Source organism: Asanoa ferruginea (genome assembly GCF_003387075.1).
Classification (GTDB): Bacteria; Actinomycetota; Actinomycetes; order Mycobacteriales; family Micromonosporaceae; genus Asanoa; species Asanoa ferruginea.
In genome coordinates this window covers 7,351,534-7,373,362 of record NZ_QUMQ01000001.1, presented here as the reverse complement: position 1 = coordinate 7,373,362, position 21,829 = coordinate 7,351,534, and the positions used below count along the sequence as shown (strand labels likewise).

The window sequence follows — 21,829 nt, the reverse complement described above, 5'->3', positions numbered from 1 at the left end:
CGGTGGTGGGTAGCACGAGTACGGGTGGGTTCCCCGGGAGGAGTTCCCCTGGTGGGAACTGTCGGGATGCGGGGTTGGCAGACATGACGTCTCCTAGCTGGGGTGTTGGGTGGGCTGGGGTGGCCTGGGCCCGGCCGTACGGCGCCGGGTGCTGGCCGGGGTGGTGGCCGGTGCGGAGACCGGGACCTGGCCGGGTCGGCAAACCCAGCCAGCGGCTCGTGCATGAGGACAACCGACGGCGGGGCCGCGGTAGACACACGGCGATCCACCGACTCCACTGCCGCTGCATTACTCCAACCCGCGTCCCGGACGCTCACGCTGCGGGCGTCGGGCGGCTAGCGAGCAGATGGATCTGTTGGTGTGCGCTGGCTGTCGGCGGGGTTTGCCACGCCGGCGAGTTCGGCGACGGCGGCATGGTTGCGGGCGCTGCGGTCGACGGCGGCTGCCGCGGCCTGACGGACTGCCGTCGCTTCCCCGACCAGCGGCCGCGGCGGATTGGTCCGCAGGGTGAACGCAGCGGTTTCGCGGCTGTTGACGACCAGCCGGCAGCCGGCCCGGTAGGCGTCCAGGTGGGACAGGTCGTGCTCGTCGAGCTCCGGGAGTGTGTGCCGGGCCAGCTGGTGGGCGTCCTCGGGCGCGCAGGAGAAGAACACTTTGTTGCGCGCGTTGGCTGATATCGCCAGCTGGGTCTCGCGGGGCATCTGGGAAAGGTTCTGGTGGGCGAGAGTCAGACCGAAGTGGTAGCCGCGGGCCTCGGCGAGCATGTCGCCGACGGAGCCGGGCAGATTCAGGAAGTTGTGGGCCTCGTCGATGTAGGCGAACGCGTCCCGGCGCTGGGTCTCGGGGAGCCGTGCCCGGCCGGTGGCGGCCTGCCACGCGGAGGCCAGGATGAACGAGCCGGTCAGCCGGGCGGTCTCTTCACCGATCTGCCCTTTCGGCAGGCGCGCAAGCAGGATGCCGCCGTCGAGGATGCGGCGCATGTCGAACGAGCTGCGCGGGGCGCCGAACGTGCGCCGCGGGAACTCGCGCAGCAGCACGTTCCGCAGCCGGGACAGCAGCGGGGCGATGACCTGCGACCGCAACGGTAGGGGTGCGGTCTCGTACCATTCCCAGAACCCGCGCAGGCCTTCCGGGTCGTCGAGGTCGGCGGTGAACGCGTGCCGGAACTTGCGGTCCTGTAACAGCGACGGGATCAGCGTCAGGGTCGCGTTTGACTTGCGCAGCAGGGTCAGACAGGCCACCCGCAGGACGTCGTCCATCCGCGGACCCCAGTGTTTCGCGAAGATCTTCCCGAAGATCGACACGACGTTGTCGACGACCAGGTCGGGGTCATCGCCGGCAAGGGGGTTCAGGGTGGTGCCGGCCGGCTGGTCCGGGTCGATGATCACCAGGCGTTTGGCGTGGCTGGCCGGGATGCGGTCGAGCAGGTCCAGGACAAGGTCACCTTTGGGGTCGATGACGATCGTGCCGCGGCGGGCGTGGATGTCGTCGAGGATCATGTTGAGTAGCAGGGTGCTTTTCCCGGACCCGGTCGAGCCGAGCACGTGCAGGTGCTGACGGGCGTCGACGACGGACAGCGCGACGGAGTGGCCGCCGACGTCGGCCTTCCCGAGGACCTTCGTGGTGCGTCCACCGGAGGCGACCGCGACGGGTGCGGGCATCGGTTTGGCCCGGGCCCGGTCCAGTCCCGGGACGGCGATGTCGCGGGGTAGTGCCGCGATCGCGGCCAGTTCGGCTGCCGAGAGCAGGAACCCGCGATTCAACACGCGTTCGGCCAAGGCCCGGGCCGGGTGGCGGATCCGGTGTCGGCGGAGCCGGTTGCGGCCGGTCCAGGCACCGAACGCGGCCGCGACCGCGTCGCTGATGGTGGCCAGCCGGGCCTGGATCCGGTCGATGTCCGTGTTGCGGGGGTTGGTGTGGGTGACGCCGTAGCGGACGGCGACCTGCCACGGGGTGGTGGCGAGTTGGTCGACGCCGGCGCGTGCGTCGCGGTCCCGCTGCGGGTCGCCACCGGCCGCTGCGGGGTGCCGGGCGGTGCGAGCCGACGTCCTCGAGAAGGCCGACCCCAGGTTGAGGGCGGCCCGTAACCACGGGGCCGGGTCCAGCGGGTCGTGCGGGCGGCGGCCCGTCCGTAGTCCCTGCACACCTCGGCGCAGGTGCCGGATCTGTCGGGGTGTGGCGGGTCGGGCCAGGACCTGCACACACGCTGTCTCCGCTGGGTGCAGCCCGGCAGCGGCGGCAAGCAGGGTCCGCAGCGGGTCGTTGCGGTGGTCGGTTTCCAGCGGGTACCAGGCTGGCATCCTCGGCGCCAACGCCGCGCCGACCTCGACCGCGTCGGGAGGCAGCGGCGGGCCGGGGTCGGCGATGGTGCACGCGGCGCCGGGCCAGGCGCCGCGGATCGCGGCCTGGACCGGACCGGTGCCGATGGTGCCGGGAACCCACACGGCGATGGTCAGTTCTCGGCCGGCCCACCGGTATTCGACCGCAGTGTGTGGGCGGCCGTGACGCAGCCGGCCCCGCCAGCTGGTGTGGAGGACTTCGGCGAGCGTGGCCCAGAACGTGGCCGTACCGGATGGGTCTACCTCCGGCGGCGCAAGGATGGTCACGAGGTGGGCGGTGCGGGCCATCCGCCGCTGCCGCCGTCGGGCGACCGCGATGCGCGCGGCGTAGCCGGCGGCCGCGATCGCTGCGGCGATGAGCGCGAGCCAGGGCCGGGCGGCGCACCATCCGGTGGCGGCGGTGACGTTGTCGAGCAGCCATTGCGACGGGCCCGGCAAAGCCGGCCCGGCCGGCGCCGACGGAGGCGGGGGAGTAGGTGCGAACCAGGAGACAGAGATTTGAGGGTGGGTGCTGTTCACGGTGCCCTCCTGACGGCAGAAATCCTGCGGCGGCTTGGTCCTCGGCACGGATGGCCAGGGCCCGACGGGCGCTTCGGTCGCGGCCCCAATGAGTGCGTTTACGAGTTGGCGAGGTCCAGATCGCCGATGCACAGGTGGTGCTCCTTGTTGGAGGCAACGGCTTGAAAGCCGACCCGATGGGTGCCTGACATCAGCAGGCCCTCGCCACGGCGGGCGGCCAGCAGCACTTGGGCCTCGCCGGCGGTCAGAGCGAATACGTCGGCGACGACGTCGATCGCCTGCGGCGCCTGCCGCAGCAAAATCTGGGTCGTTGCGTTAGCGATGACGACCTGCCCAAGATCGGAGCTGAGCAGGTCACCGACGTCCTGAGTGATGACCGTCAGCCCGGCTCGGCGCTTGCGGGCGGATTTCGCCAGGCGGGACAGGAACTTGGCGCCCTCGCCGTCGCGTAGCAAGGTCCAGGCTTCGTCGACGACGACCAGCCGCCGCGGGGTCTGTTCCAAGCGGCCGGCCGGCGTGTCCACCTGGCGCCAGATCGCGTCCAGCGCCAACAGCATGCCCGGGGGGCGCAGTTCGTCAGCGAGCTGCCGCGTGGACCAACACACGAGCTGTCCGCTCGGGATCGTGGTGGTGGGGCCGTCGAAGAGATCGCGGAACGATCCGGTGGTCCAGGGCGTGAGCCGGACCGCGAGGTTGTCCGCGGCTTCCGTGTGCTGGTCGGTGAGCGCAGTGGCGACATCGCGAAGCAGCGGCGCCTGCCGTCCCCAGGTGTCCGGGTCGTTGGAGATTCCGGTCTGGTCGTAGGCGTGGTTGATCGCCTTGTCCAACGCGGCCCGCTCCGACGGCGGCGGCTGCTGCCCTAGCAAGACTGAAATGAGTGTGTGCAGGAAAAGCGCCCGGTATGTGCGGGCCTGCGGCCGGCGGTCCGCGGACGGAATATCCAGGGGATTGAGCCGCACGCCTTCGGCGCCAAGCGCGATAGTGACGCCGCCGACCGATTCGGTGAGGCGGATGTACTCGTTGTCCGGGTCGATGATCGCGACGTGCACGCCGTCGGCCAAGGAGCGCAGCACCTCGAGTTTGACGAAGTACGACTTACCGGCGCCCGATCGGGCCAGCACCACGCTGTTGGCGTTCTGCTGGGCCCACCGGTCCCACCACACAACGCCGTTGCTGTCGGGGTTGAGGCCATACAACACGCCGCCGCGGGTGTCGGGCTCACCCGGTAGCGGGGCCGGCAGGTCGGCTGAGGCGAGCGGGAACGCCGACGCGATCGCGTCGGTGTCCATGACCCGGCGCATCCGCAGCCCGTCCGTGGCCAGCGGCAGTGTGGTCGTCCAGCCCTGCAGTTGTCTCCAGGTCGCCGGCTGCGTGTCCAGCAGCACGGAAGCGGCGGTTGCCCGCACGTGTGCGACGGCTTCGTCGAGTTCCTCGAGGGTGGTGGCGTGGACACACAGGTAGAGGCCGACCTGGAAGAGTTTGCTGTGGCCGCGGGCGATCCGGTCGGCCATATCCGCGGCGTCGTCCGCGGCTGCGTCGGTGATCGGGTCGACCAGTCGGCCCTTTTCGGCGTCGGTGCGCCGGTTGGACTCCAGCCGCCCCCGCTGCTTGCGGAGCCGAGCAGCTGCGGCCTGCGCAGGGAGTGGGTCGATGTAGACGGCGACATCGAGTCTGCCCGGCCAGGCCAGCAGCGGGTCGAGCCAGGCTGGTCCGACTTCGGCCGGGTAGCCGGTCACGATCAGGCTGGCCGTATACCCGTCCCCGACGCGCAGGTACCGGGGCGTGTTCTCGACAGCGGCCGGCCCGAGTACGGCCGTGAGGGCGGCCGAGTCGGCCTGGTTTGTGTCAGGGCCGATGGTCTTTCTCTGGCGCAGCGATGGCATGTCAGGCTACCGGTCCGGTGATGGCCTCGTCGGGTAGGGCGCGGGCCCAGGTGACGTCGGCGGGGGTGTAGGGGTCGGTGGCGCAGGCCAGCACTGCGGCAGCTTCGCCGCCGTCCAGGACGGCGGTTTGCGCGCCGAGGGCGGACAGCGCGGACGCGGCGTGCTCGGCCCTGCGCATGACCTCGGTGTCGCGGCCTTTATCGCCGGTGGCGGTGACCGCGACGGTGACGGTGCGCCATAGCGGGTCCCGTCGTGCCGCGAGGTCGTCGAGGAAGGCGGCGTAGTCGCGGGCGGCGTCGGCCAGGGCCGGGTTGCCGATGGTCTCGGCGCCGTCGGCGATGCGCTGTGCGTGGCTGGACAGGTCGACCCGCTGCGTGGAGATCACGATCTGCACGGGACCGGACAGCGAGTTCAGCCATCGGCCGTAGTTGCCGATCAGAGCGGCCTGTTCGGCGCCGGTGCGTAGCCCGATGTTCACGGTGGTGCAGGCGACCAGGGCGACCGCATGCGAGCCGGTGTCGATGGCGCCGACCTCACTGATCGCGGTGGCTGGCAGGCGCAGCACCCGCACCGTCGAGCTAAGCGGCCTGGTGGCCGGCGCCCAGGCCGGGGCCGCGGCCGGGCGGGCCTCCGCGGCCGGGGCGAGGCGTTTCGGGCTGCGGGTGTGCCGCACCGCCGCTAGGAGCCAGGCATCCATGGGTAGGCCCTCGCGGCGGCCGAGCGCGAGAACGATCGCCGCCCCGGCAATCGGGGTGAGGATCGCGATGAGAACCGGCTGCGGTGCCAGGTCCCCGATGGCTCGGTAGATGCCGTAGCCGACGACTCCAGCTACCGCCAGGATGGCCAACTGTCGCGCGGTCAGCCCGTACACAATCTTGTCTGGGGTGTCGACGTCGGCCGGAATGCGGGCGTGCGGGATGAGGTCATCGCTTGGGCGCATCGCTGTCTCCTCGGCGCGCCGTTTCGGCGGTACGGGCTTTCAGCGCCCGGGTGTAGAGGTCGACACCCTCGGTGATCTCGTCGAGGGTGTACGAATGGATCGGCCGGCCGGTGGGCCAGGCGATCGCGACGATCGACGGCATGTTGTGCCGGGTGTCGGTCAGATCGGTGATCTCGTGGTCTGCGCGCGAGGTGCGGCTCTGGAAGCTCATGAGGGTGCCTTTCGATCGGGTGCGCCGGCGCGGGACTTCATGGCGCGGGTGTAAAGGTCGACGCCGTCAGCGAGCTCTTGACGGGTGTACGGGCGGACAGGTCGGCCCGTCGGGTACGCGATGCCGGTTCGTCCTGGGCCGGTGCCCGCGGCGCTCGGCGACGGCCGGGGCGTGGCACCACCGGCGTGAGTTGTTGAATGCGGCGCGGAGGACGCGGCCGGGCGGGTTCGGGCCCTGCCTGCGCCGCCGGGACGTACCGGCCACGGCCGGCCGACCGCACCGGCACCGGGACCGCCGGTACGGCTGGCGGCTCGCAGCGCGCCACGACCGCCGGTACGGCTGGCGGCTCGCAGCGCGCCACGACCGCCGGAGAACGCGCGGGAAACTCCGCGGGTCAACTGCTGCACGACCAGAACCCGAAGGACGGTGCCCGCCGCGTTCGGTCGGGCCTGCGTGACATAGCGGCGCATCAGGGCGGGGATCTTGACGACACCCCACAGTAGACAAACGACGATGAGCAGGTTCATGATCGTGTTGGGTTCACCGCCGGGCATCGGTAGCCCGAGCACGCGCAGGTTGCTGTCCGGGCTAAGGAAGATCCCCAGCGTGGTGTGCAGGGCGACCGCCTGGATCACCACGATGCCGAGGGTGCCGAGCAACGTGCGCCACCACAGCTTGGCGGCGCCCTCCGTCTGTGGGGTCCCGTGCAGGGCCAGCGCGATCGGCGCGATGCCCACGACGACGATGAGCAGCCCGCAGCGGACGATCCATTGCACCAGCAGGGTGCCGGTAAGCACCGCGATCAGCAGGCCGATGAGCAGGAGCAGCAAGCCGACCGTCTTGGTGCCGCTCTGGTCGCTCAGCGCGCTGACCGTGAGGTTGCGTAGCTGCCGCATCGACCCGGGCGCGGTGATGTCCTGGCTGGTCAGCGCTGAGGTCAATGCGTTGGCCAGGCCGATCATGCTCGAACACATGGGCATGGCGAAGTTGGCGGCGATCAGGCCGATGACCAGGCGGGGGATCAGCTCGCCTGGACCGACCTGCGATTGGATGGTGTCGCGGCCCATCACCAGGATGGCCGTCCACAGCACCGCCAACACGTAGCAGACATTCACGATGCCCAGCGACGTGTGGGCGAAGGCGGTGACCTGCGGCAGTTGGGTCACGTCGGGACTGACGAACGCGGTGACCGAGAGCAGGTCCCAGAGGGTGTTGAGCGCGCCGATCACAGTCTCGGCGAACCAGCTGAGGATGGGGCCGATGATGTCGTCGGCGAGCCAGCCGCCCACGTCAGCCGCCGATCCAGCCCTGCACGATACCGAGCAGGATCGGCGCGAGGATCGCCAGGGCGTAGCCGATGAGGGCGTTCTTGAACGCGGAGTTTGACTTCTCGATCTCGGTGGGGTCGCCACCGGCGGCCATGCGGCGCAGCCCGCCGATGGTGAGGAACAGGGTTGCGACACCGACCAGCAGCCCGACGGCCCACGACGTGATGTTCCCGATGATCACGGGCAGCGTGTACGCGGCCAGGATCTGCGGCGCGGCGGCGTGTGCCGGCGCGGAGCCTGCCACGGCCACGGCAACTACAGCTGTGACCGTGATGAACCGGTAGAGGTTTCGGCGGAACATGATGGACACCTCCAGCCCCGCGTACGGGGCTCGATCGGGGTTGAGGTGCGCCGCCGGAGACCGGGGCGGGGCCGTGGGAGCATCGCTCCTTCCAGCCGAAGGTGATCGGGTGCGAACACGGCCACTCAGGCCGGCCGCGCCTCGATCCCCGGGGCGCCGACACCGGCCGTTGCCCGGTCCGATGTCTTGCCCACGAAGGCCCGCTGTTGGGTGGCCAACACCGCGTCCGCTGCCACGGCGATACCCGACAGCGACCCAACAGGCGTTTGCTGTTGGGTCGCGCCCGCAGTGGCGGCTCGGTGTTGGGTCGCGCTGTTGGGGCCAGCGACTTGCTGTTGGGAAACGGTTGTGCGCTGTTCGATGGAGGCGAAGCGCTGTTGGGTCGCGGAGACCCGTTGTTGGGTCGCGCGGGTGCTGCGGGGTCGTCGGGGCCGCAGCGGCACGTGTGCGAGGTCGCCGTCGCGGATGGCCTCCAACAGCCGGTGTTCGGCTTTCAGCCGCCACGACGAGGCCAGGCTGGCGCTGATGCCAATGCGTGCCGCCGCCACCGTGAGCGTGTGGTGCTCCAACCGCGTCGCGGCGATCAGGTTCGCCTCGTCCGCGTCGATGACGCCCGCGGCGACCGCACGCGCGAGGACCAGGTCCGGGTGGTCCCACGGATGAATCGGGGCGATCGGCCCGGCCGCGTCGGTGTGGACCAGCTGCGCGTCGGAGTCGGCGTCCCGGGCCTTTCGAGCGGCGCGCAGGCCGGCGTCGATGAGCCGCCCGACCACCCGGGGCGGCTGCAGGTCGATGGTCATGAGTCGCTCGAGAAACCCTGTCAGCAGTTCGGCGTCCAGGTCCCGCGTGTCCCCACGCGAGCCGGTCGCCAGCAGGCCCGCAACGTGCCGCAGGCCGGGCATGGCGATGCCTACCGCGGCCACGACCCAGGACGGGCCATCCCGGCGGGCGCGGATGACCAGCTCCCGCCACACCGCGTCGCGGACCTCGACGCTGGTCTGCGGGCTGAGCAGCAGCCCGCGAAGCCGCTCCAACGGCAGGATTTCGTCGGGTAGGCCCTCGAATCCGCGGCCGTCGAATCCGATAGGAGTCGGTGGCTGGACCAGCAGGGTAAAAGCACGGTAGGCCGCGGCCAGAGGTGACGACGGCCAGGATCGAGCTGACATGGCATCCTCGCGAGGCGCTCAGGCACCGCCGCGACGGCGGTTCGAGACCTCTATCGGCCCACGCCAACCGGACAGCCCACGATGACGCAGATCGCAGGGGCAGTCTGTTGTGCCTGCTCAGGTGGGATGCCGGCCTACCGTCAACGCAGACGCTGCGGCCATGAGGAACACGCCAGGCAACCCAACAACGCAGTTCGCGGCGCTGTTGGCCGCTGTTGGCCATAGGCTCGTATGGCCGCGCCGTCGTCGGGCGTCAAGGCCGCCGACCGAACGCGGGCGGGCGCTGAAGTCGCTGGCCAACTCAACGGGTGAGTACCTCACGCCGCCGTCATCAACTTCTGAAAGGCCGGGATCGGCGAACCTGGTTGCCAGTCGAATGGTCCAAAGGCCACTGGTGCCACAAGACGCGCGCGCCTGGCTAGCCAACAAGGTGTCTTCAGCTTCCGGCCAACACTTCCGACTGTTGGGTTGAACCGAGACGCCGTTGGGCGCCGTTGCGTGACCTTCCACCGGCGGCGTTGCTCCCGGCCGTAACGGCGCAGCCCTTTGTTCATGCGAGCACGGCCGGTCAGTGCGGGAGCCACCCGCAGATGACTACTCTTCCCGATCCCACGCCGAACGGCGCAGCGTGCACCGATCCATCCATGCAAGACGCGCGACAGCACGACGACGAAGCTGTTCTCCTCGGCGACGCCCCAGCGATCGCCGTCTGGCGGCTAGACGACCGCGACCACGCCTGCTCCGCCCCGCCCCGCAGTGGGCTCGCGTCACGCTTGGCGCAGCGCCTCGTCCACGTGTACACCCGCCGCGGCGACGTGATCGTCGACTTCGACAGCGACCCGAACCTTGAGGAAGTCAGCGGCAGCGAGTCGCGGATGTACTTGTCCATCAACGATCCCAGCGCAGCAGCCGAGATCGCCGTAGACGCCAGCCTTGTCTTCCTGGGCTGGTCGACACCGTCCGCAGTCGCAACACCGGCTAGCATCGCCGACCGCATTGGCGCATGCCAGCTCATCCTGAACGCCAACACCTGCGCCGTTGCCGCCGTCCGCGCCGCCCTACCAGGTCGGCCGGGACCGACATTCGCTGATCACCTGGACGAGATCCTGCCTGCCGTCCGTGCGGCGGGGATGACCTGTGCGCTGCACATCGTCGCGATCATCGGCGCTTGGGATCGCGACGAGTTTCTCTACTACGCGACCCCGGTAGAAGTTGAGGCCGCACGGCACGTTCGGGCCGGAACGATCCACGGTCTCAGCGACCACATCGACCTCCTGGTCTTCACCGTCGGAAAGCCAAGCATCAACGGCGTGACCGGCGGAGGAAACGCCGGATTCGGATACTGATCGAGCGGATCTTGGCGATGTCATCCACAAACCGTCGACGAGGTCCGCGCGCTGCGATGCGGGATCAGTCGGTGATGAATTCGAACAGCATCTCGACCGGGTAGCGGCCGCAGGCCGAGCCGTGGGGAAGGGTCTCGGTGATGCGGGCCAGGTCGGCGTAGGTGAGCTGGACGCCGACCGCGTCGCCGTTCTCCCCGAGACGCTTGGCGCCGCGGGTGCCGGGGACGGGCACGAGGTCCTGCTCCTGCGCGAGGAGCCAGGCCAGGGCGAGTTGAGCGGTGGTGATGCCCTTCGCCCGCGCCGCGCTCTTTGAGCTGCTCGGTGGCGCGGAGGTTCTAGGTGTAGTTCTCGCTCTGCCAGCGCTCGTCTCAGCTGCGCAGGTCGTCCGCGGGGTATTCGCTGGCGGGCTTGACCACACCGGTCAGGAAGCCTCGGCCGAGAGGGGAGTAGCGCACCAGGCCTATACCGAGCTCCCGCAGGACGGGGAGGACCTTCTCCTCCACGTCGCGCTCGAAGAGGCAGTACCCGCACTGGAGAGCGGAGGCAGAGGTGACGTCGTGGGCGCGGCGGATGTACTGCGGGCAGACGTTGCTCAGGCCGAAGTACCTGACCTTGCCCTCGGTGATCAGTTCACCGACTGCGCCCCGACGTCCTCGACAGGAACGTTTGGGGTCGGAGATGTACTGGTAGAAGAGGTCGATGTGGTCGGTCCGCAGGTAGCGCCGGCTGTTCTCGGCGACCTTGCGGAAATTCTGGGGGCAGCTGTCGAAGCCGTCACCGAGCGGCTGGACGGCTAGGTCGAAGCCGAATTTGGTGGCCAGGACCACCTCGTCGCGGAGGTCCTGGACAGCTGGGAAGAAGCGCATCCCCATCTCTCGTGAACACCGCGAGCCCCTCCCTAGCGGGAGGGGCCGTTTCGGTTCTTCATCGGTCAGCGGTGCGACGGACAGAAGGCCCGCCGGCCCGCCCGTCCGAGTTTCGAGATCGAACGTTCCTCGTCGGCGGCGCGGCCGACCCGTGCGGCAGATCGTCTCGGGCCGGCGGCGGGCGGATGTTCGGTCCTAATGGTTATCACTATGGACAGGTAGCCTCCGTCCACGGATCGGAGCAGAGGCTATCCGCCTCGGCGGGAGTTAGAGCGCGCCCCAGTGGGGGCTGTCAGCGTATTCGAGGTTGGAGCAATACAGTGTCTTGCCGAGCGACCAAGGCCACCCGATTGGCCTGTGTTCGTAGCGGACGGTCCGATTGCGGTTGGTGACGAAGTTGGCGCATGTGATCTGAAGCCACACGCCGCCTACCGTGCTGTTGTAGCAGCTGAAGAAGTAGGCGTTGTCGTTCACCGGGCTCGAGGTGCAGGTCGGCGGTGCTGCGCTCGCAGGACTTGCGACCACAAAGACTGAACCGAGTGCGACCACGGCTGTCATTGTCAGCGCCGCGATTCGCTTCCTGATTGTCAATTGCCCTCCTCTACTGAAGCTCGACCCTGTTCCAGTCGGCAGGATCGTTTTGCGCCGGCACCGTCACCCCCAATCGAGGGTTGGAGGTCGAACAGGGAACCTGCGTGAACCATAGGGTGACCTACTTGACGTTTTCTTAACACCTAATACCGACGCTCGCCGCGATCGATGGCTATCAGTTCTGGGACTGCGCTTCCAGAGCGACGGGACCAACCGATCTGCTGTTGCGTGGGTACGCTGTGCGCTCGCCGGTGCCGATGTCCTGACGCCGGCTTCACGTGGAGACAGCCCGCCCGTCCGCGGATGGAGGACGTTGTGTTGGATTTCCTCGTGCTGGGTTCGGTCGAGGCGCGGTTTGGTGACCAACCGGTCAAGCTGGGTCGGCGTCACGAACGCCGGCTCCTAGGGTTGTTGTTGCTGGAGGCGCAGCGTCCGATCGCGACCGAGCGCCTCTTAGATCTTGTTTGGGACGGCGACCCACCACGTTCGGCGCGCACGGTGATGTATACCCACATCAGCCGGCTTCGGTCGATCCTGCGGCCCAGTGGCGTTGGGCTGTTGGCCAACGGGGGCGGCTACCTGGTCGACGTGGACCCGAGGCACGTCGATCTGCATCGTTTCGTGGCAATGATCGACCGCGCCCGGCAACTGACTGAGGCCGCGTCACGAGCCGAGGCGCTGGCCGATGCGCTGAGATTGTGGCGGGGTCCGTTGATGTCTGACGTGGCCGATGACCACTTGCGTCGCCGCGTCGGGGCCGGCATTGAGGAGTTGAGGCTGACTGCGATCGAGTCGTTGGCCGAGGCCTGGCTCGCCGAAGGTCAGTACGAACTCGCGGCCGTCGACCTCGTCGATCTGGTGGAGCGCCACCCGACGCGGGAGAGGTTCGTCTGTCTGCTGATGACGGCGCTCTACCGGGCGGGGCGGCAGATCGACGCGTTGACCTGTTACCACGTCAGCCGGGAGCGGCTGCGGTCCGAGTTCGGTGTCGATCCCGGGCCGGAGCTGGCGAATCTGCATCTGCGGGTGCTCCAGAACGACCCCTTGTTAGCCAATCCGCCGACAACGACTCCGGCCGTACTATCGCGGCGGCTCGCCAAGCCGGCCGCCGTCCGCGTTGGTGCGCGTCAACTGCCCCGCGATCTGGTTGACTTTGTTGGTCGGGATGAGCCATTGGGTCACCTGATCAGTGCGATTCCAGGCCCTGCGTTAGTAGGCTCCGCGCCGTCGGTGGTTCTTGCGATCGACGGGATGGCGGGCGTAGGCAAGACTGCCCTGGCCGTGCACGCCGGCCACCTAATCGGCGACCGTTACCCCGACGCCCACCTTTACCTTGACCTGCGCGGACACAGCGACCAAGCGCCGCTGGAGCCGGCGACGGCGCTGGATGTGTTGCTCCGTCAGATCGGGGTGCAAGGGGAGCACCTTCCGGAGGGGTTGCCCGCCCGGGTCGCGCGGTGGCGCCGCGAGCTAGCCGGCCGCAGGGTCTTGCTGCTGCTCGACAACGTCGCGACTAGCGAACAGGTCGATCCCGTGCTCCCGGGCGTCGACGGCTGCCTGACCCTGATCACCAGTCGGAGACGCTTGGTCGGACTGGATGGCGCGCAGCCGCTGTCGCTGGATGTGCTCACCACGGAGGAGTCCTTCGACCTCCAGCGGCGGATCGTCGGGGATCGCATCGCCGCTGACCCTGAAGGTGCGGCTGAGGTCACGCGCCTCTGCGGCCAGCTGGCCTTGGCTATCCGCTTGGCGGCAGCACGACTTGCGCACCGTCCGGCATGGACAGTCGGTGATCTCGTGGCGAGGCTGCGCTCGGCGCGTCCCGCGCCTGTCGCGCTCACCGCCGAGGGGCGCAGCCTGCCTGCCGCGTTCGCGCTGTCTTACGATCAGGTCGGCGATTCCGAGCAGAGGATGTTCCGGCTCCTCGCCCTGCACCCTGGCACCCAACTCGACGTCCACGCCGCCGCAGCCCTTGCCGACCTTGATCTCGACCAGGCCGCCAGCCTTCTCGACGAACTGGTTGACTCCCACCTGCTCCACGAGCCTACGGCCGGGCGATACCAGCTGCATGACCTGATGCGGGCGTACGCCCAAGGACTGTTGCGGACGCGGGAGACGCCCGATGAATCCCGCGGCGCAATCGAGCGGCTGCTCGACTGCTACCTGCACACTGCCGTCGCCGCCAGCACGCCCCTGGAAGTGGTGTCGTTCGACTACGACCTCGGCCCAGCGCCGCGACACATGGTGGGGCCTCTCGACGCCGCGGGCGCGCGACAATGGTTCAACGAGGAGAGGGCCAACCTCGTCGCGAGCATCTCCGCGGCACAGGAGTTCGCCCTCGACGAACATGCGTGGAAGCTCACCCGGGCACTGTGGCGCTACGTCTTCGAAGTCGGCCATATCGACGATCTGATCAGGACGCACGTTATCGCGCTGCGCTGTGCTCAGCGTTCCCGGAACCGTCGCGGTGCGGCGGTGACCCGCAACTATCTAGCGTCCGGCTACAACCAGGTCGGTCGGCTCGTCGAGGCCGAGGACCACCTCCGGGCGGTTCTTGCCTACAACATCGAGAACGGGAACAGACCCAGAGAGGCGAACACGCAATACCTGCTCGCCGGCGTCGTCCATTGGCTCGGCCGGTACCCGGAGGCGATGGATCTACTGCACCGCAGCAACCAGCTGCGGGCCGAAGTCGGCGATGAGGTCGGTGTCGGATTCGGATACACGATGCTGGGCGAGATTTGCACGACACTGGGCCGCTTGGACGAGGCACTCGACTGGAACCAAAAGGGCTTGGACATCCTTCGGCGGCTCGGCCAGCCCTATACGACAACGGTGGCCCACGCCCACCTGGGCGCCACGTTCCTGGCGATGGGTCGCCTCACGGACGCCGAGCATCATCTGAACCGTTCGATCGACATGAAGCGAAGCGTCGGTGCCGCCGTTGGCGAGTCAGTTGTGCTCAACAATCTCGCTGTGCTCGACCGGATGCGGGGCCGGCACGACCCTGCGTTGGATCGTCACCTCGATGCCCTTGCCGCCGCGCAGCATGGCGGCGAACGTATCCACGAGTGCCTCATCCGTAATAGCCATGGCGTCACCCTGCGGATGGCAGGCGACGTCGAGGCCGCCCTCTCCCAGCACCGCCAGGCGCTGGCCATGGCACTCGAGATGCGCATCCCGGTGGAAGAGGCCCGGGCGTTGGCGGGACTCGCCGACCTCGTCGCCAACACCGATCCAGGCGCTGCCGCTGACCATCGAGAGCAGGCGCTGCGGATCTTCAAACAGGTTGGGGTCTGAGCGGCTCCACAATGGCTCGCCCGTGTGGTGCGCGCGCCGAGGCGCACCACACGGCCCAGCAAGAGGGTCAGGGAGAAATAGAGCTAGTTGGGTGAGGCTGGAGAGATCCAGAGCCGGCCACCTGGGCATCCGCGCGTCCGACCTCGCCGCTCCACCCAAGGTCAACGTGCAGATCGACGCGTCGGTGGTCAACGTCGACATGGCGATCAGCGTCCGCTGGCCCGATTCGCTCGGCGAGGTCACCGAGCGGATCCGGGACACGGTCGAAGACCGGCTGCCTGTCGGGCTGCCGCGCCAAAGCCGCGGGCGTCGTCAACAACGCCTGGCTGTGGGCGAGGCGGCCCCGCAAACCGGGCCTGGTCACGGGACGGCAGCCGTCGCGAACACGATTACGTTGTCCTCGTAGCTGTGGATCCTGGAGTTGAAATCGCCGCCGCAGGTGACGAGTCGGAGGCTGGGCTTGGCGCTGGGCCCGTACACGAGGTCGGTCGGGAACGCCTTCTTTGCGTAGGACCTCACGCCGTCGACGGTGAACTTGGCGGTGCTGCCGTCCTTGCGGGTGATGGTGATGGCGTCCTTCGGTCGCAACAAGCCGAGCTTGAAGAAGACGGCGGTCGCCTTGGCTGTAGTCACATGGCCGACGACGACGGCGTTGCCGATCTCGCCAGGGGAGGGGCCGCGGGAGTACCAGCCCGCGAGTTCGGCCTTGTTTAGCGGCGGCACCTCGAGTGTGCCGTCGGACTTGATGCCTAGGTTGATGATCTTGGCCCTGAGGTTGATCCGCTTGATGGATATGGACGCGGGTTCGGACCGGGCCAGGTGGGCGTGCTCGAAGGGATTGGCGCTGGGTGCCTGAGTGGGTACGAAGCCCGCTGCGGCCTCGACGGCGGGTTGCGGCGGTTGAGGTGTTTCGTGGAACGAGGCGCCAACAACTCCTACTCCGGAGAGCGCGCTGAGGGCGACTAGGGCGACGCCGGCGGCGCGCCACGGTGTGCGACCGTGGCCGCCGCCGGGTCGTGCCGTCGAGGCCTTAGGCCACAGAGCCATCGGTCCGGCGGCGGCGCACGAGAACGAGTCCGCCGAGGGCGGCCGCGCCGACCAGGGCGCCGCCCGTGGTAGCAAGCTTGGAGTCGATGCTCAGGCCCGCCTCACCACCGTCGACCCAGCCCTTGGGCGCCTCGCACTCCTTCTTGTCGCCGTCCTTCTTGTCCCAGTCCTTCTTGTCCACCTCGCCCTTGGGGGCCTCGCCCTTGGCGGCCTCCCCCTTCTCGCCGTGCTCCTTGCCGTCCTTCTCGTCTGCCTGCCATTCGCTGCAGTGCGAGTAGGCCTTGTCGCCCTGGCCCGCCCACTCCCCGCCGCCGGGGCCGTCACTGGCCAGGGCAATGCCCGGCGCGATGAGCAGCGTCGCTCCGCCCAGCGCGACGCAGGCGAGAACTTTGCCGACGAATCTCTTCGACATGAGTGGTGTCCCTTCCAACCCCCGTGGTGCTCGACGGGCAGCCGAGCCACGACCGACATTAGCCTTCCCGGACCGTTTGGGGTGTGTTTCGGTAATGTTCTAAAACATATCCGATGTCCGCATCTGGGTTGTCGCATGGAGAACGGCATATGTCGTGGAGGGGCATTCAGGCAGGGCTCGCAATGGATGACAGAAGTTTGATCAGCGGAGGCACAGTTTCGCGGATTTGGATTCCCGTTTCGCCTGCCCGCCCTAGGGTCAGCTCGCCGAGCCTGGGTCGACGGTCGGCTCTACCCGGACTGCGGACGCCCCCTGCACGGGCACCATCGCAAGGCCCCTGGGCCTACCTTGAGTAGCCCACCTGAGGCACTGGAACGCATTCCGTCTCCGGCAGACAGTCATCGTCGCGGAGCGCCAACGAGGACCTGAACCCCGCCCGCATTGATCAGCTCATGAGGCAGACTCGCGAATCGCCGGCCGCCGAGACTCTCGCCGCCCTCGTCGCGCGAGGAAGCGCCGACCTTCCGGGAGCCTGTCGAAAGCCAAGCACTGTGGCCACCCTGGCAACCGGCCTGTCCCCGAACAAAGTGGCATTCTTCGCCTTGCGCCGATCGTCGGCTCTAAAATGGGTTCGTAGGTTGACGGCGGCAGGTTCGAGCGGCGCATCTGTCTGCCACTGATGAGTCGACGCTGGCCGTGGTCACCTAACGCTGGCTCCGCCGCGAGGGCCAGCCAGTGTTGTCAGGCGCCTACAGCCACCGCCCGGCAACACTGGCTGGCTTGTCATCTACTGATTGACGAGAGTGCGGCAAAGCCGATCATGGAGCGCGGCGTCAGGAGAGGCCCTTAATTCCAGCACTCCGGAGTGGCGGGCGTTGGGCGGTTGCCATCTCCGACGAGGACGACCTCGGCGATGTCGCGTTGGAGAATTTGTGGACCACAGTGTTCCCCCACCGCGTCCATCGGCTTGTTCCGGGCCTGGCCGCCCATCGTCCCGACGAACCGCGCATCGCCGTAGCTGAAGACGCTCCCATCACTGGCGGCATGCTGCACCACGTCTCGACCGGATAGCTCTGCGATCGTTGTTCTCCGGAGATGGACTGCATTCCGGCTGCGTCCGTTGTTCTACCCAACGTAGAACCAGGGTTGTGCGCTGGGGCCGTGCGGATGTCCGTAATCGGGGTAAAGCCGGTCGTCGCGGAGCTGGAACCATGGCCGTGTGCCGATGCCCTGCGGATGTCCGAAGTCTGGGTAGAGCCGACCGTCGCGGAGCTGGAACCACGGCTTCGTGCTCGTGCCCAGCGGATGTCCGTAATCTAGGTAGAGCCCATCGCCGCGAAGCTCGAACCACGGCTGCGGATCCGTTCCCTGCGGGTGGCCGTGATCCGGGTACAAATGACCCATACGGGCATTATCTCGGGCCATCAAACGCGTGCCTACGCGACACGCAACGCATCGACCGGACTCTGTCGCACCAAGAGCCTTTCCGGTGTGCGTCGGATTCCACCGTGTCGGGAAGCGGAGCGGACCGCACCCGCGTCGTTGCGTGGAGGCGCGAGTGGACGGGATGGGTCGGCTGATCGGATCGGTGTATCGGGCCGTCTCGCTCCGGCGTCCTGAGGATAGGCCTCGCCGGCCTGCGGGTCGCCGGCCTTTTCGAGCAAGTGCGCGGGGACCGCTTCGAGGGGATGGGACGACATCGAGTCGCCGTATCGGAGCGGTGCTGTCTCGTTCCAGTCCTGTTCGGTCCGGTGAACCCCTCGGTGGCTTGCGCCGCGCCCTTGGTGGGCCTCCTAGCCGCCTTCGCCTGCCGTCTCGGGATGGGCCCTTGGGCCATAGCCGTAGCCGCTGCCCCACCGATCGCGTCAGTGCTGCGACCACTCGTGCACTGGTCCCCAACTCGTTGTGGCGAGGCCATGAGGCACCTCGCTTGTCGAGATGCCTATCCGCGTGATCAACGGGCAAGTCTCGTCGGTGGCATACGCTGCAGGTGGAAATGGGAGGATCAGCATCAGTGGTGATCTTGGTGCGTCATCGCACCTGTCGATAGCAGTGCATCGCGGGCCGAGCACAGCTCGGGTGGTAGCGATCGGTGAGGTCGACACCAATTCGGCCGAACAGCTCGGGGCGGCTGTCTCCGGCGTTCTCGGTGGACCACCGACGGCGTTGACGATCGATGTTGCTGGTGTCACCTTTCTTGACACGGCGGGCATTTTCGTGCTGGTCCGTGCCCACATCTTTGCCACGGACCAAGGCAGCACAGCGACCGTGGTGAACTGCCAGCCCCCGGTACGACGGGTCCTAGAGATCGCTGGCATCTTTCTTCTCCTGACGGATCAGTGATCGTCGCGTGCTTGCTCGCGAGATCTGCTGTCAGCGCCAATGGGCTCGTAAACCTCTAGGCGCGGCCTGAGGCGGGATGCGGCGGCCGAGCGCTTATACAACCGCCGCATGGATGGTGCGGGCACTCGGGGCCGGCCCGTCCGGCGGAGGGTCCGGGGCCGTCGGCATCGCCACGCCCCGGGCTTTCGGCGGGTCAGTCAAGGTGTCCAAGCTAGAACCAGGGCTGTGCGCTCGCACTTTGCGGGCGTCCGGAGTCCGGGGTCCGGGGTCCGGGTAAAGCCGACCCTCACGGAGCTGAAACCATGGCTGCGCGTTTATGCCCCGTGGGTGTCCGCAGCCGGGGTAGAGCCGGCCCTCGCCGAGCTCGAACCACGGCTGCGCGCTTGCGCCCAGCGGGTGTCCATAGTCCAGGTAGAGCCATCGTCGCGCAGCTCGAACCATAGCTGCGCGTCCACAACCTGCGGGTGTCCGTGTTCTGGAGACAGATGCCACCCCCACACAGCCGCCCGCCCCCGCTCTGCACCGGGCAGCCGTTCGGGTCGCGCAGCGCAGGCGCCGTCACCCGGCTCGCGAGTTCTGGTCGACGTGTCCGCCGGGTGATACTCGGGCATGGCACCTGATGACCGCGACGCGCTCGCGCTGGCCCTGTTGCTCGTCGTGGCGGGTCTGACCCACTTTGCCGCGCCGCGGCCGTACGACGGCATCGTCCCGCGCCGCCTTCCTGGGCCAGCGCGGGCGTGGACCTATGCGAGCGGCGCCGCGGAGCTGGCGGTCGCGGGGGCAGTCGCCTGCCGTCCGACCCGCGCGGTAGGCGGGCTGGCTGCTGCGGCGCTATTTGTCGCCGTGTTCCCGGCCAACGTCAAGATGGCGATCGACTGGCGGCGACGCAGGCCGCTCGCGCGGGCGATCGCCTACGGCAGGCTGCCGCTTCAGGTGCCGCTGGTGTGGTGGTCAGTGCGAGTAGCGCGCGCTGCGGGCAGGGCTCCGAGTACTCGCACCGACGGTTCGTGAGTAGACCCCTCGATCACGGGTGGGGCCGTCGCGGGGCGGCAAGCATGATGCCTGGGAGGCGGCCAGACGGCCCTCCAAACGCGATAGAGGTATTCATGACCCGCAGACTGGTCTTCGGCATCGCCGCCGCCGCGGCTGCTATCGCTCTGAGCACCGTGACTCTGGCCGCTCCGCCGGCGCAGGCCGGCGCGTATCGCGGCCGGGGTGGGTTGACCGCCATCGGTCTGACCGCGGACCAGTGGTTGGTGCGCTTTGACGTCACCCGTCCCGAACGGGCCGCGTCGATCGGTCGGGTATCGGGCCTGCAGGGCGACAACCGCTTGATCGGCATCGATTACCGGGTGCAGAACAGCCGTCTGTACGGTGTCGGCAACGCGGGAGGCGTCTACATCCTGTCCGTCGGCAACGCCTCGGCGTCGAAGGTCAGCCAATTGACCGTCGGGTTGTCCGGCACGTCCTTCGGCGTCGACTTCAACCCGGCCGCCGACCGGCTCCGCGTGATCAGTGACACCGGTCAGAACCTGCGCCACGATGTCGTCGGCGGAACGACCACCAACGACACCACTCTGACCTACCCGCCTGCCGCCGGCGCGGCCGTCGGCTTGGTTGGCGCCGCCTACACCAACAACGACCTCAACGCCGACACCGGCACCGTCCTGTACGACATCGATACCAACCTCGACCAGGTGTCACTGCAGTCTCCCGCGAACTCGGGTCAACTCGTCTTCGTCGGCAAGCTCGGCGTCGACGCCGGCATACACGCGGGATTCGACATCTACTCGACCCTGCGCGGCGGCAATGGCGTCGACCTGCGGGGCTTCGCAACCTTGACCACCTCAGGTCGAAGCTCGCTCTACGCCATCTCGTTGACCAACGGAGCAGCCTGGCGCAACGGATCCTTCCCCAACGGCTGGGCCGTCACCGACCTCGCTCTGCCCCTCAACCAGTAACAGCCCCAGAGCAGCTGAGGGGTCCGCGCGCCAAACCGTCGGCGCGCGGATCCTTCGCACAACGCAATGGTTGACCCGCTTCGCGAGGTGTCCGGCCCACGAAGACCCACCTCGTTGCCGTGGATCAGCAGGAAGGTCCGGTACTCCTCTTGCAAAGGGTTGGCCTGCAGCGGCGCGTGAATCCTGAACGAGAGCAAGGGCTGACCGATACTCGGTTGATGACGCTGCCGAACCTTGACCCCGACCGGTACCCACCGATCGACCCCGGCGAACCCGCACCCGACGACGCGGCGGAGCTCCTAGCCGACTCCGCTCGTGACCTGCCCGCAGCGCCCATCGAGCCGATCCCAGACGATGGCGACGGCACCGCCGGGTTACGCGAGCCAGCGTGACAGTGAGTTCGTTCGAACTTGCAGGCTTAGGCCATCCGCGGGCAGGGCTGGTGCCGCAGAGGTTCGAACCGGCGGCCCGCTCCGACGACCAGCGGCTGGAGATCCGGCCGAGCACACGGGCGATTAGGGATCTTTACGGCCAATGATGTGCTCTTGCATATTATCGGCGATATGAATGTTGTTCATGACGATTGCGACCCCGGCGGCTCTAATCTGGGCTCGGTTCGGATCGAAGCCATCGCGTTGAGCGCCGAGGGCGGGGTTCTGCGGGCGCGTGTCCTCGCGGAGCGGTTGGCCGGCGGGCGGCATCCTGATGACGTGGCCCGGGTTCTGGTCGGTTTCGGACCGGCTTCGGCCGGGTTGCTTCACTCGACGTCCTGGCGCTTTGAGGATGGCGGGGTCGTGTTGACGTACGCCGCGGTGCCGGACCCGTTGCCGGCAGCCTCGGCCGCGGTTGTGGATCCGGGGCCGTTGCACAGCTCCGGCGACTGGCTTCGGCCTTCACCGACATTCGTGCCGCTCGCCGCGGTGGTACGCCACGCTTGCCGTCATCTGGCGTTCCTGCGCCGCAGTGATCCTCGGCTTGGCGCCGACAGCTTCGGGGAACCTGCCGTGTGGGGGCTCATCGATGCGTTCGCGCCGGCGGTCTCCGGGCAGCTCTCGGCGACAGGGGTCGTCGCCTGACCCGCAGGCCTGGCCTGCGGGGAGCATGCTCCCCGTTGACCATATCGGACTGTCGCCGGCCGGATGCCGTTACGCGAGTTCCAGGCCTTTCCCAGGGAACCTGCAGTTGACTCACGTTTGCCAGGTGTCTGCCTGGGCGGGTGTTTCTCACGACGGGGAAGGGCTGGACACACATGGTGCGACGAACAGCGCTCCGGCGC

General features: G+C 68.2%; 19 protein-coding genes. 8 read left to right on the top strand and 11 right to left on the bottom strand.

Translation table 11 applies throughout. The annotated features are described in order from the left end of the window. Positions 1–335: 335 nt before the first annotated feature. The 7 genes from DFJ67_RS34550 to DFJ67_RS34515 all read right to left on the bottom strand — a co-directional run bounded on the left by DFJ67_RS34550 (position 336) and on the right by DFJ67_RS34515 (position 8,495). On the bottom strand, positions 336–2,858 hold the full coding sequence (locus tag DFJ67_RS34550; RefSeq protein ID WP_239097091.1) for a type IV secretory system conjugative DNA transfer family protein: 2,523 nt from the start codon (positions 2,856–2,858) through the stop codon (positions 336–338). A 98-nt stretch (positions 2,859–2,956) separates the two neighbouring features. Beyond that, positions 2,957–4,741, bottom strand: a complete 1,785-nt coding sequence (locus DFJ67_RS34545; RefSeq protein WP_116072786.1) for a VirB4 family type IV secretion system protein — start codon at positions 4,739–4,741, stop codon at positions 2,957–2,959. A 1-nt stretch (position 4,742) separates the two neighbouring features. Further along, complete coding sequence (locus tag DFJ67_RS34540; RefSeq protein ID WP_116072784.1) at positions 4,743–5,681, bottom strand: PrgI family protein; 939 nt, start codon at positions 5,679–5,681, stop codon at positions 4,743–4,745. Then, positions 5,665–5,892: a hypothetical protein gene (locus DFJ67_RS34535; RefSeq protein ID WP_116072782.1), complete on the bottom strand. Its 228-nt coding sequence runs from the start codon at positions 5,890–5,892 to the stop codon at positions 5,665–5,667. The genes DFJ67_RS34540 and DFJ67_RS34535 overlap by 17 nt, the downstream gene beginning before the upstream one ends. Beyond that, positions 5,889–7,181 (bottom strand): hypothetical protein, encoded by a 1,293-nt coding sequence (locus DFJ67_RS43020; RefSeq protein WP_170216109.1) that lies wholly within the window; start codon positions 7,179–7,181, stop codon positions 5,889–5,891. The genes DFJ67_RS34535 and DFJ67_RS43020 overlap by 4 nt, the downstream gene beginning before the upstream one ends. 1 nt (position 7,182) lies before the next feature. Beyond that, positions 7,183–7,521 carry a pilin gene (locus tag DFJ67_RS34520; RefSeq protein ID WP_239097090.1) on the bottom strand — a complete coding sequence of 113 codons (339 nt, stop codon included), beginning with the start codon at positions 7,519–7,521 and terminating at the stop codon, positions 7,183–7,185. A gap of 125 nt (positions 7,522–7,646) precedes the next feature. Beyond that, on the bottom strand, positions 7,647–8,495 hold the full coding sequence (locus tag DFJ67_RS34515) for a hypothetical protein (protein WP_147315715.1): 849 nt from the start codon (positions 8,493–8,495) through the stop codon (positions 7,647–7,649). A gap of 782 nt (positions 8,496–9,277) precedes the next feature. Here DFJ67_RS34515 and DFJ67_RS34510 point away from each other — a divergent pair. Beyond that, positions 9,278–10,033 (top strand): hypothetical protein, encoded by a 756-nt coding sequence (locus DFJ67_RS34510; protein ID WP_147315714.1) that lies wholly within the window; start codon positions 9,278–9,280, stop codon positions 10,031–10,033. A 64-nt stretch (positions 10,034–10,097) separates the two neighbouring features. Here the strand turns inward: DFJ67_RS34510 and DFJ67_RS44480 are convergent, their stop codons facing one another. Both DFJ67_RS44480 and DFJ67_RS44475 read right to left on the bottom strand, forming a co-directional pair. Continuing rightward, positions 10,098–10,451: an aldo/keto reductase gene (locus tag DFJ67_RS44480; protein WP_203783427.1), complete on the bottom strand. Its 354-nt coding sequence runs from the start codon at positions 10,449–10,451 to the stop codon at positions 10,098–10,100. After that, positions 10,402–10,905 (bottom strand): aldo/keto reductase, encoded by a 504-nt coding sequence (locus DFJ67_RS44475; RefSeq protein ID WP_211333980.1) that lies wholly within the window; start codon positions 10,903–10,905, stop codon positions 10,402–10,404. The genes DFJ67_RS44480 and DFJ67_RS44475 overlap by 50 nt, the downstream gene beginning before the upstream one ends. Positions 10,906–11,793: 888 nt before the next feature. On the opposite strand from DFJ67_RS44475, the gene DFJ67_RS34495 reads away from it, so the two are divergent. Further along, the gene (locus tag DFJ67_RS34495) at positions 11,794–14,790 is read left to right on the top strand and encodes an AfsR/SARP family transcriptional regulator (RefSeq protein WP_170216108.1); all 2,997 of its coding nucleotides are present in this window, start codon (positions 11,794–11,796) and stop codon (positions 14,788–14,790) included. A gap of 166 nt (positions 14,791–14,956) precedes the next feature. Then, positions 14,957–15,196, top strand: a complete 240-nt coding sequence (locus tag DFJ67_RS34490) for a hypothetical protein (protein WP_116072768.1) — start codon at positions 14,957–14,959, stop codon at positions 15,194–15,196. Here the strand turns inward: DFJ67_RS34490 and DFJ67_RS34485 are convergent. Both DFJ67_RS34485 and DFJ67_RS34480 read right to left on the bottom strand, forming a co-directional pair. Continuing rightward, positions 15,151–15,837, bottom strand: a complete 687-nt coding sequence (locus tag DFJ67_RS34485; protein ID WP_116072766.1) for a class F sortase — start codon at positions 15,835–15,837, stop codon at positions 15,151–15,153. The two genes, DFJ67_RS34490 and DFJ67_RS34485, sit on opposite strands and share 46 nt — an antisense overlap. Further along, the gene (locus tag DFJ67_RS34480; protein WP_116072764.1) at positions 15,821–16,249 is read right to left on the bottom strand and encodes a hypothetical protein; all 429 of its coding nucleotides are present in this window, start codon (positions 16,247–16,249) and stop codon (positions 15,821–15,823) included. The genes DFJ67_RS34485 and DFJ67_RS34480 overlap by 17 nt, the downstream gene beginning before the upstream one ends. Before the next feature lie 1,938 nt (positions 16,250–18,187). Between DFJ67_RS34480 and DFJ67_RS34470 the strand changes: the two genes are divergently transcribed. The 5 genes from DFJ67_RS34470 to DFJ67_RS34455 all read left to right on the top strand — a co-directional run bounded on the left by DFJ67_RS34470 (position 18,188) and on the right by DFJ67_RS34455 (position 21,629). Beyond that, on the top strand, positions 18,188–18,592 hold the full coding sequence (locus tag DFJ67_RS34470) for an STAS domain-containing protein (protein ID WP_116072759.1): 405 nt from the start codon (positions 18,188–18,190) through the stop codon (positions 18,590–18,592). A 609-nt stretch (positions 18,593–19,201) separates the two neighbouring features. Then, positions 19,202–19,603, top strand: coding sequence for a DoxX family protein (locus DFJ67_RS34465; RefSeq protein ID WP_116072757.1), 402 nt, complete (start codon positions 19,202–19,204; stop codon positions 19,601–19,603). After that, positions 19,600–20,553, top strand: coding sequence for a DUF4394 domain-containing protein (locus DFJ67_RS34460; RefSeq protein ID WP_203783421.1), 954 nt, complete (start codon positions 19,600–19,602; stop codon positions 20,551–20,553). The genes DFJ67_RS34465 and DFJ67_RS34460 overlap by 4 nt, the downstream gene beginning before the upstream one ends. Positions 20,554–20,771: 218 nt before the next feature. Further along, a complete protein-coding gene (locus DFJ67_RS43015; RefSeq protein WP_170216107.1) occupies positions 20,772–20,945 on the top strand; it encodes a hypothetical protein in 174 nt (57 codons plus the stop codon). Between the two features lie 171 nt (positions 20,946–21,116). Further along, complete coding sequence (locus tag DFJ67_RS34455) at positions 21,117–21,629, top strand: hypothetical protein (RefSeq protein WP_147315713.1); 513 nt, start codon at positions 21,117–21,119, stop codon at positions 21,627–21,629. The last annotated feature ends 200 nt before the right edge of the window (positions 21,630–21,829 follow it).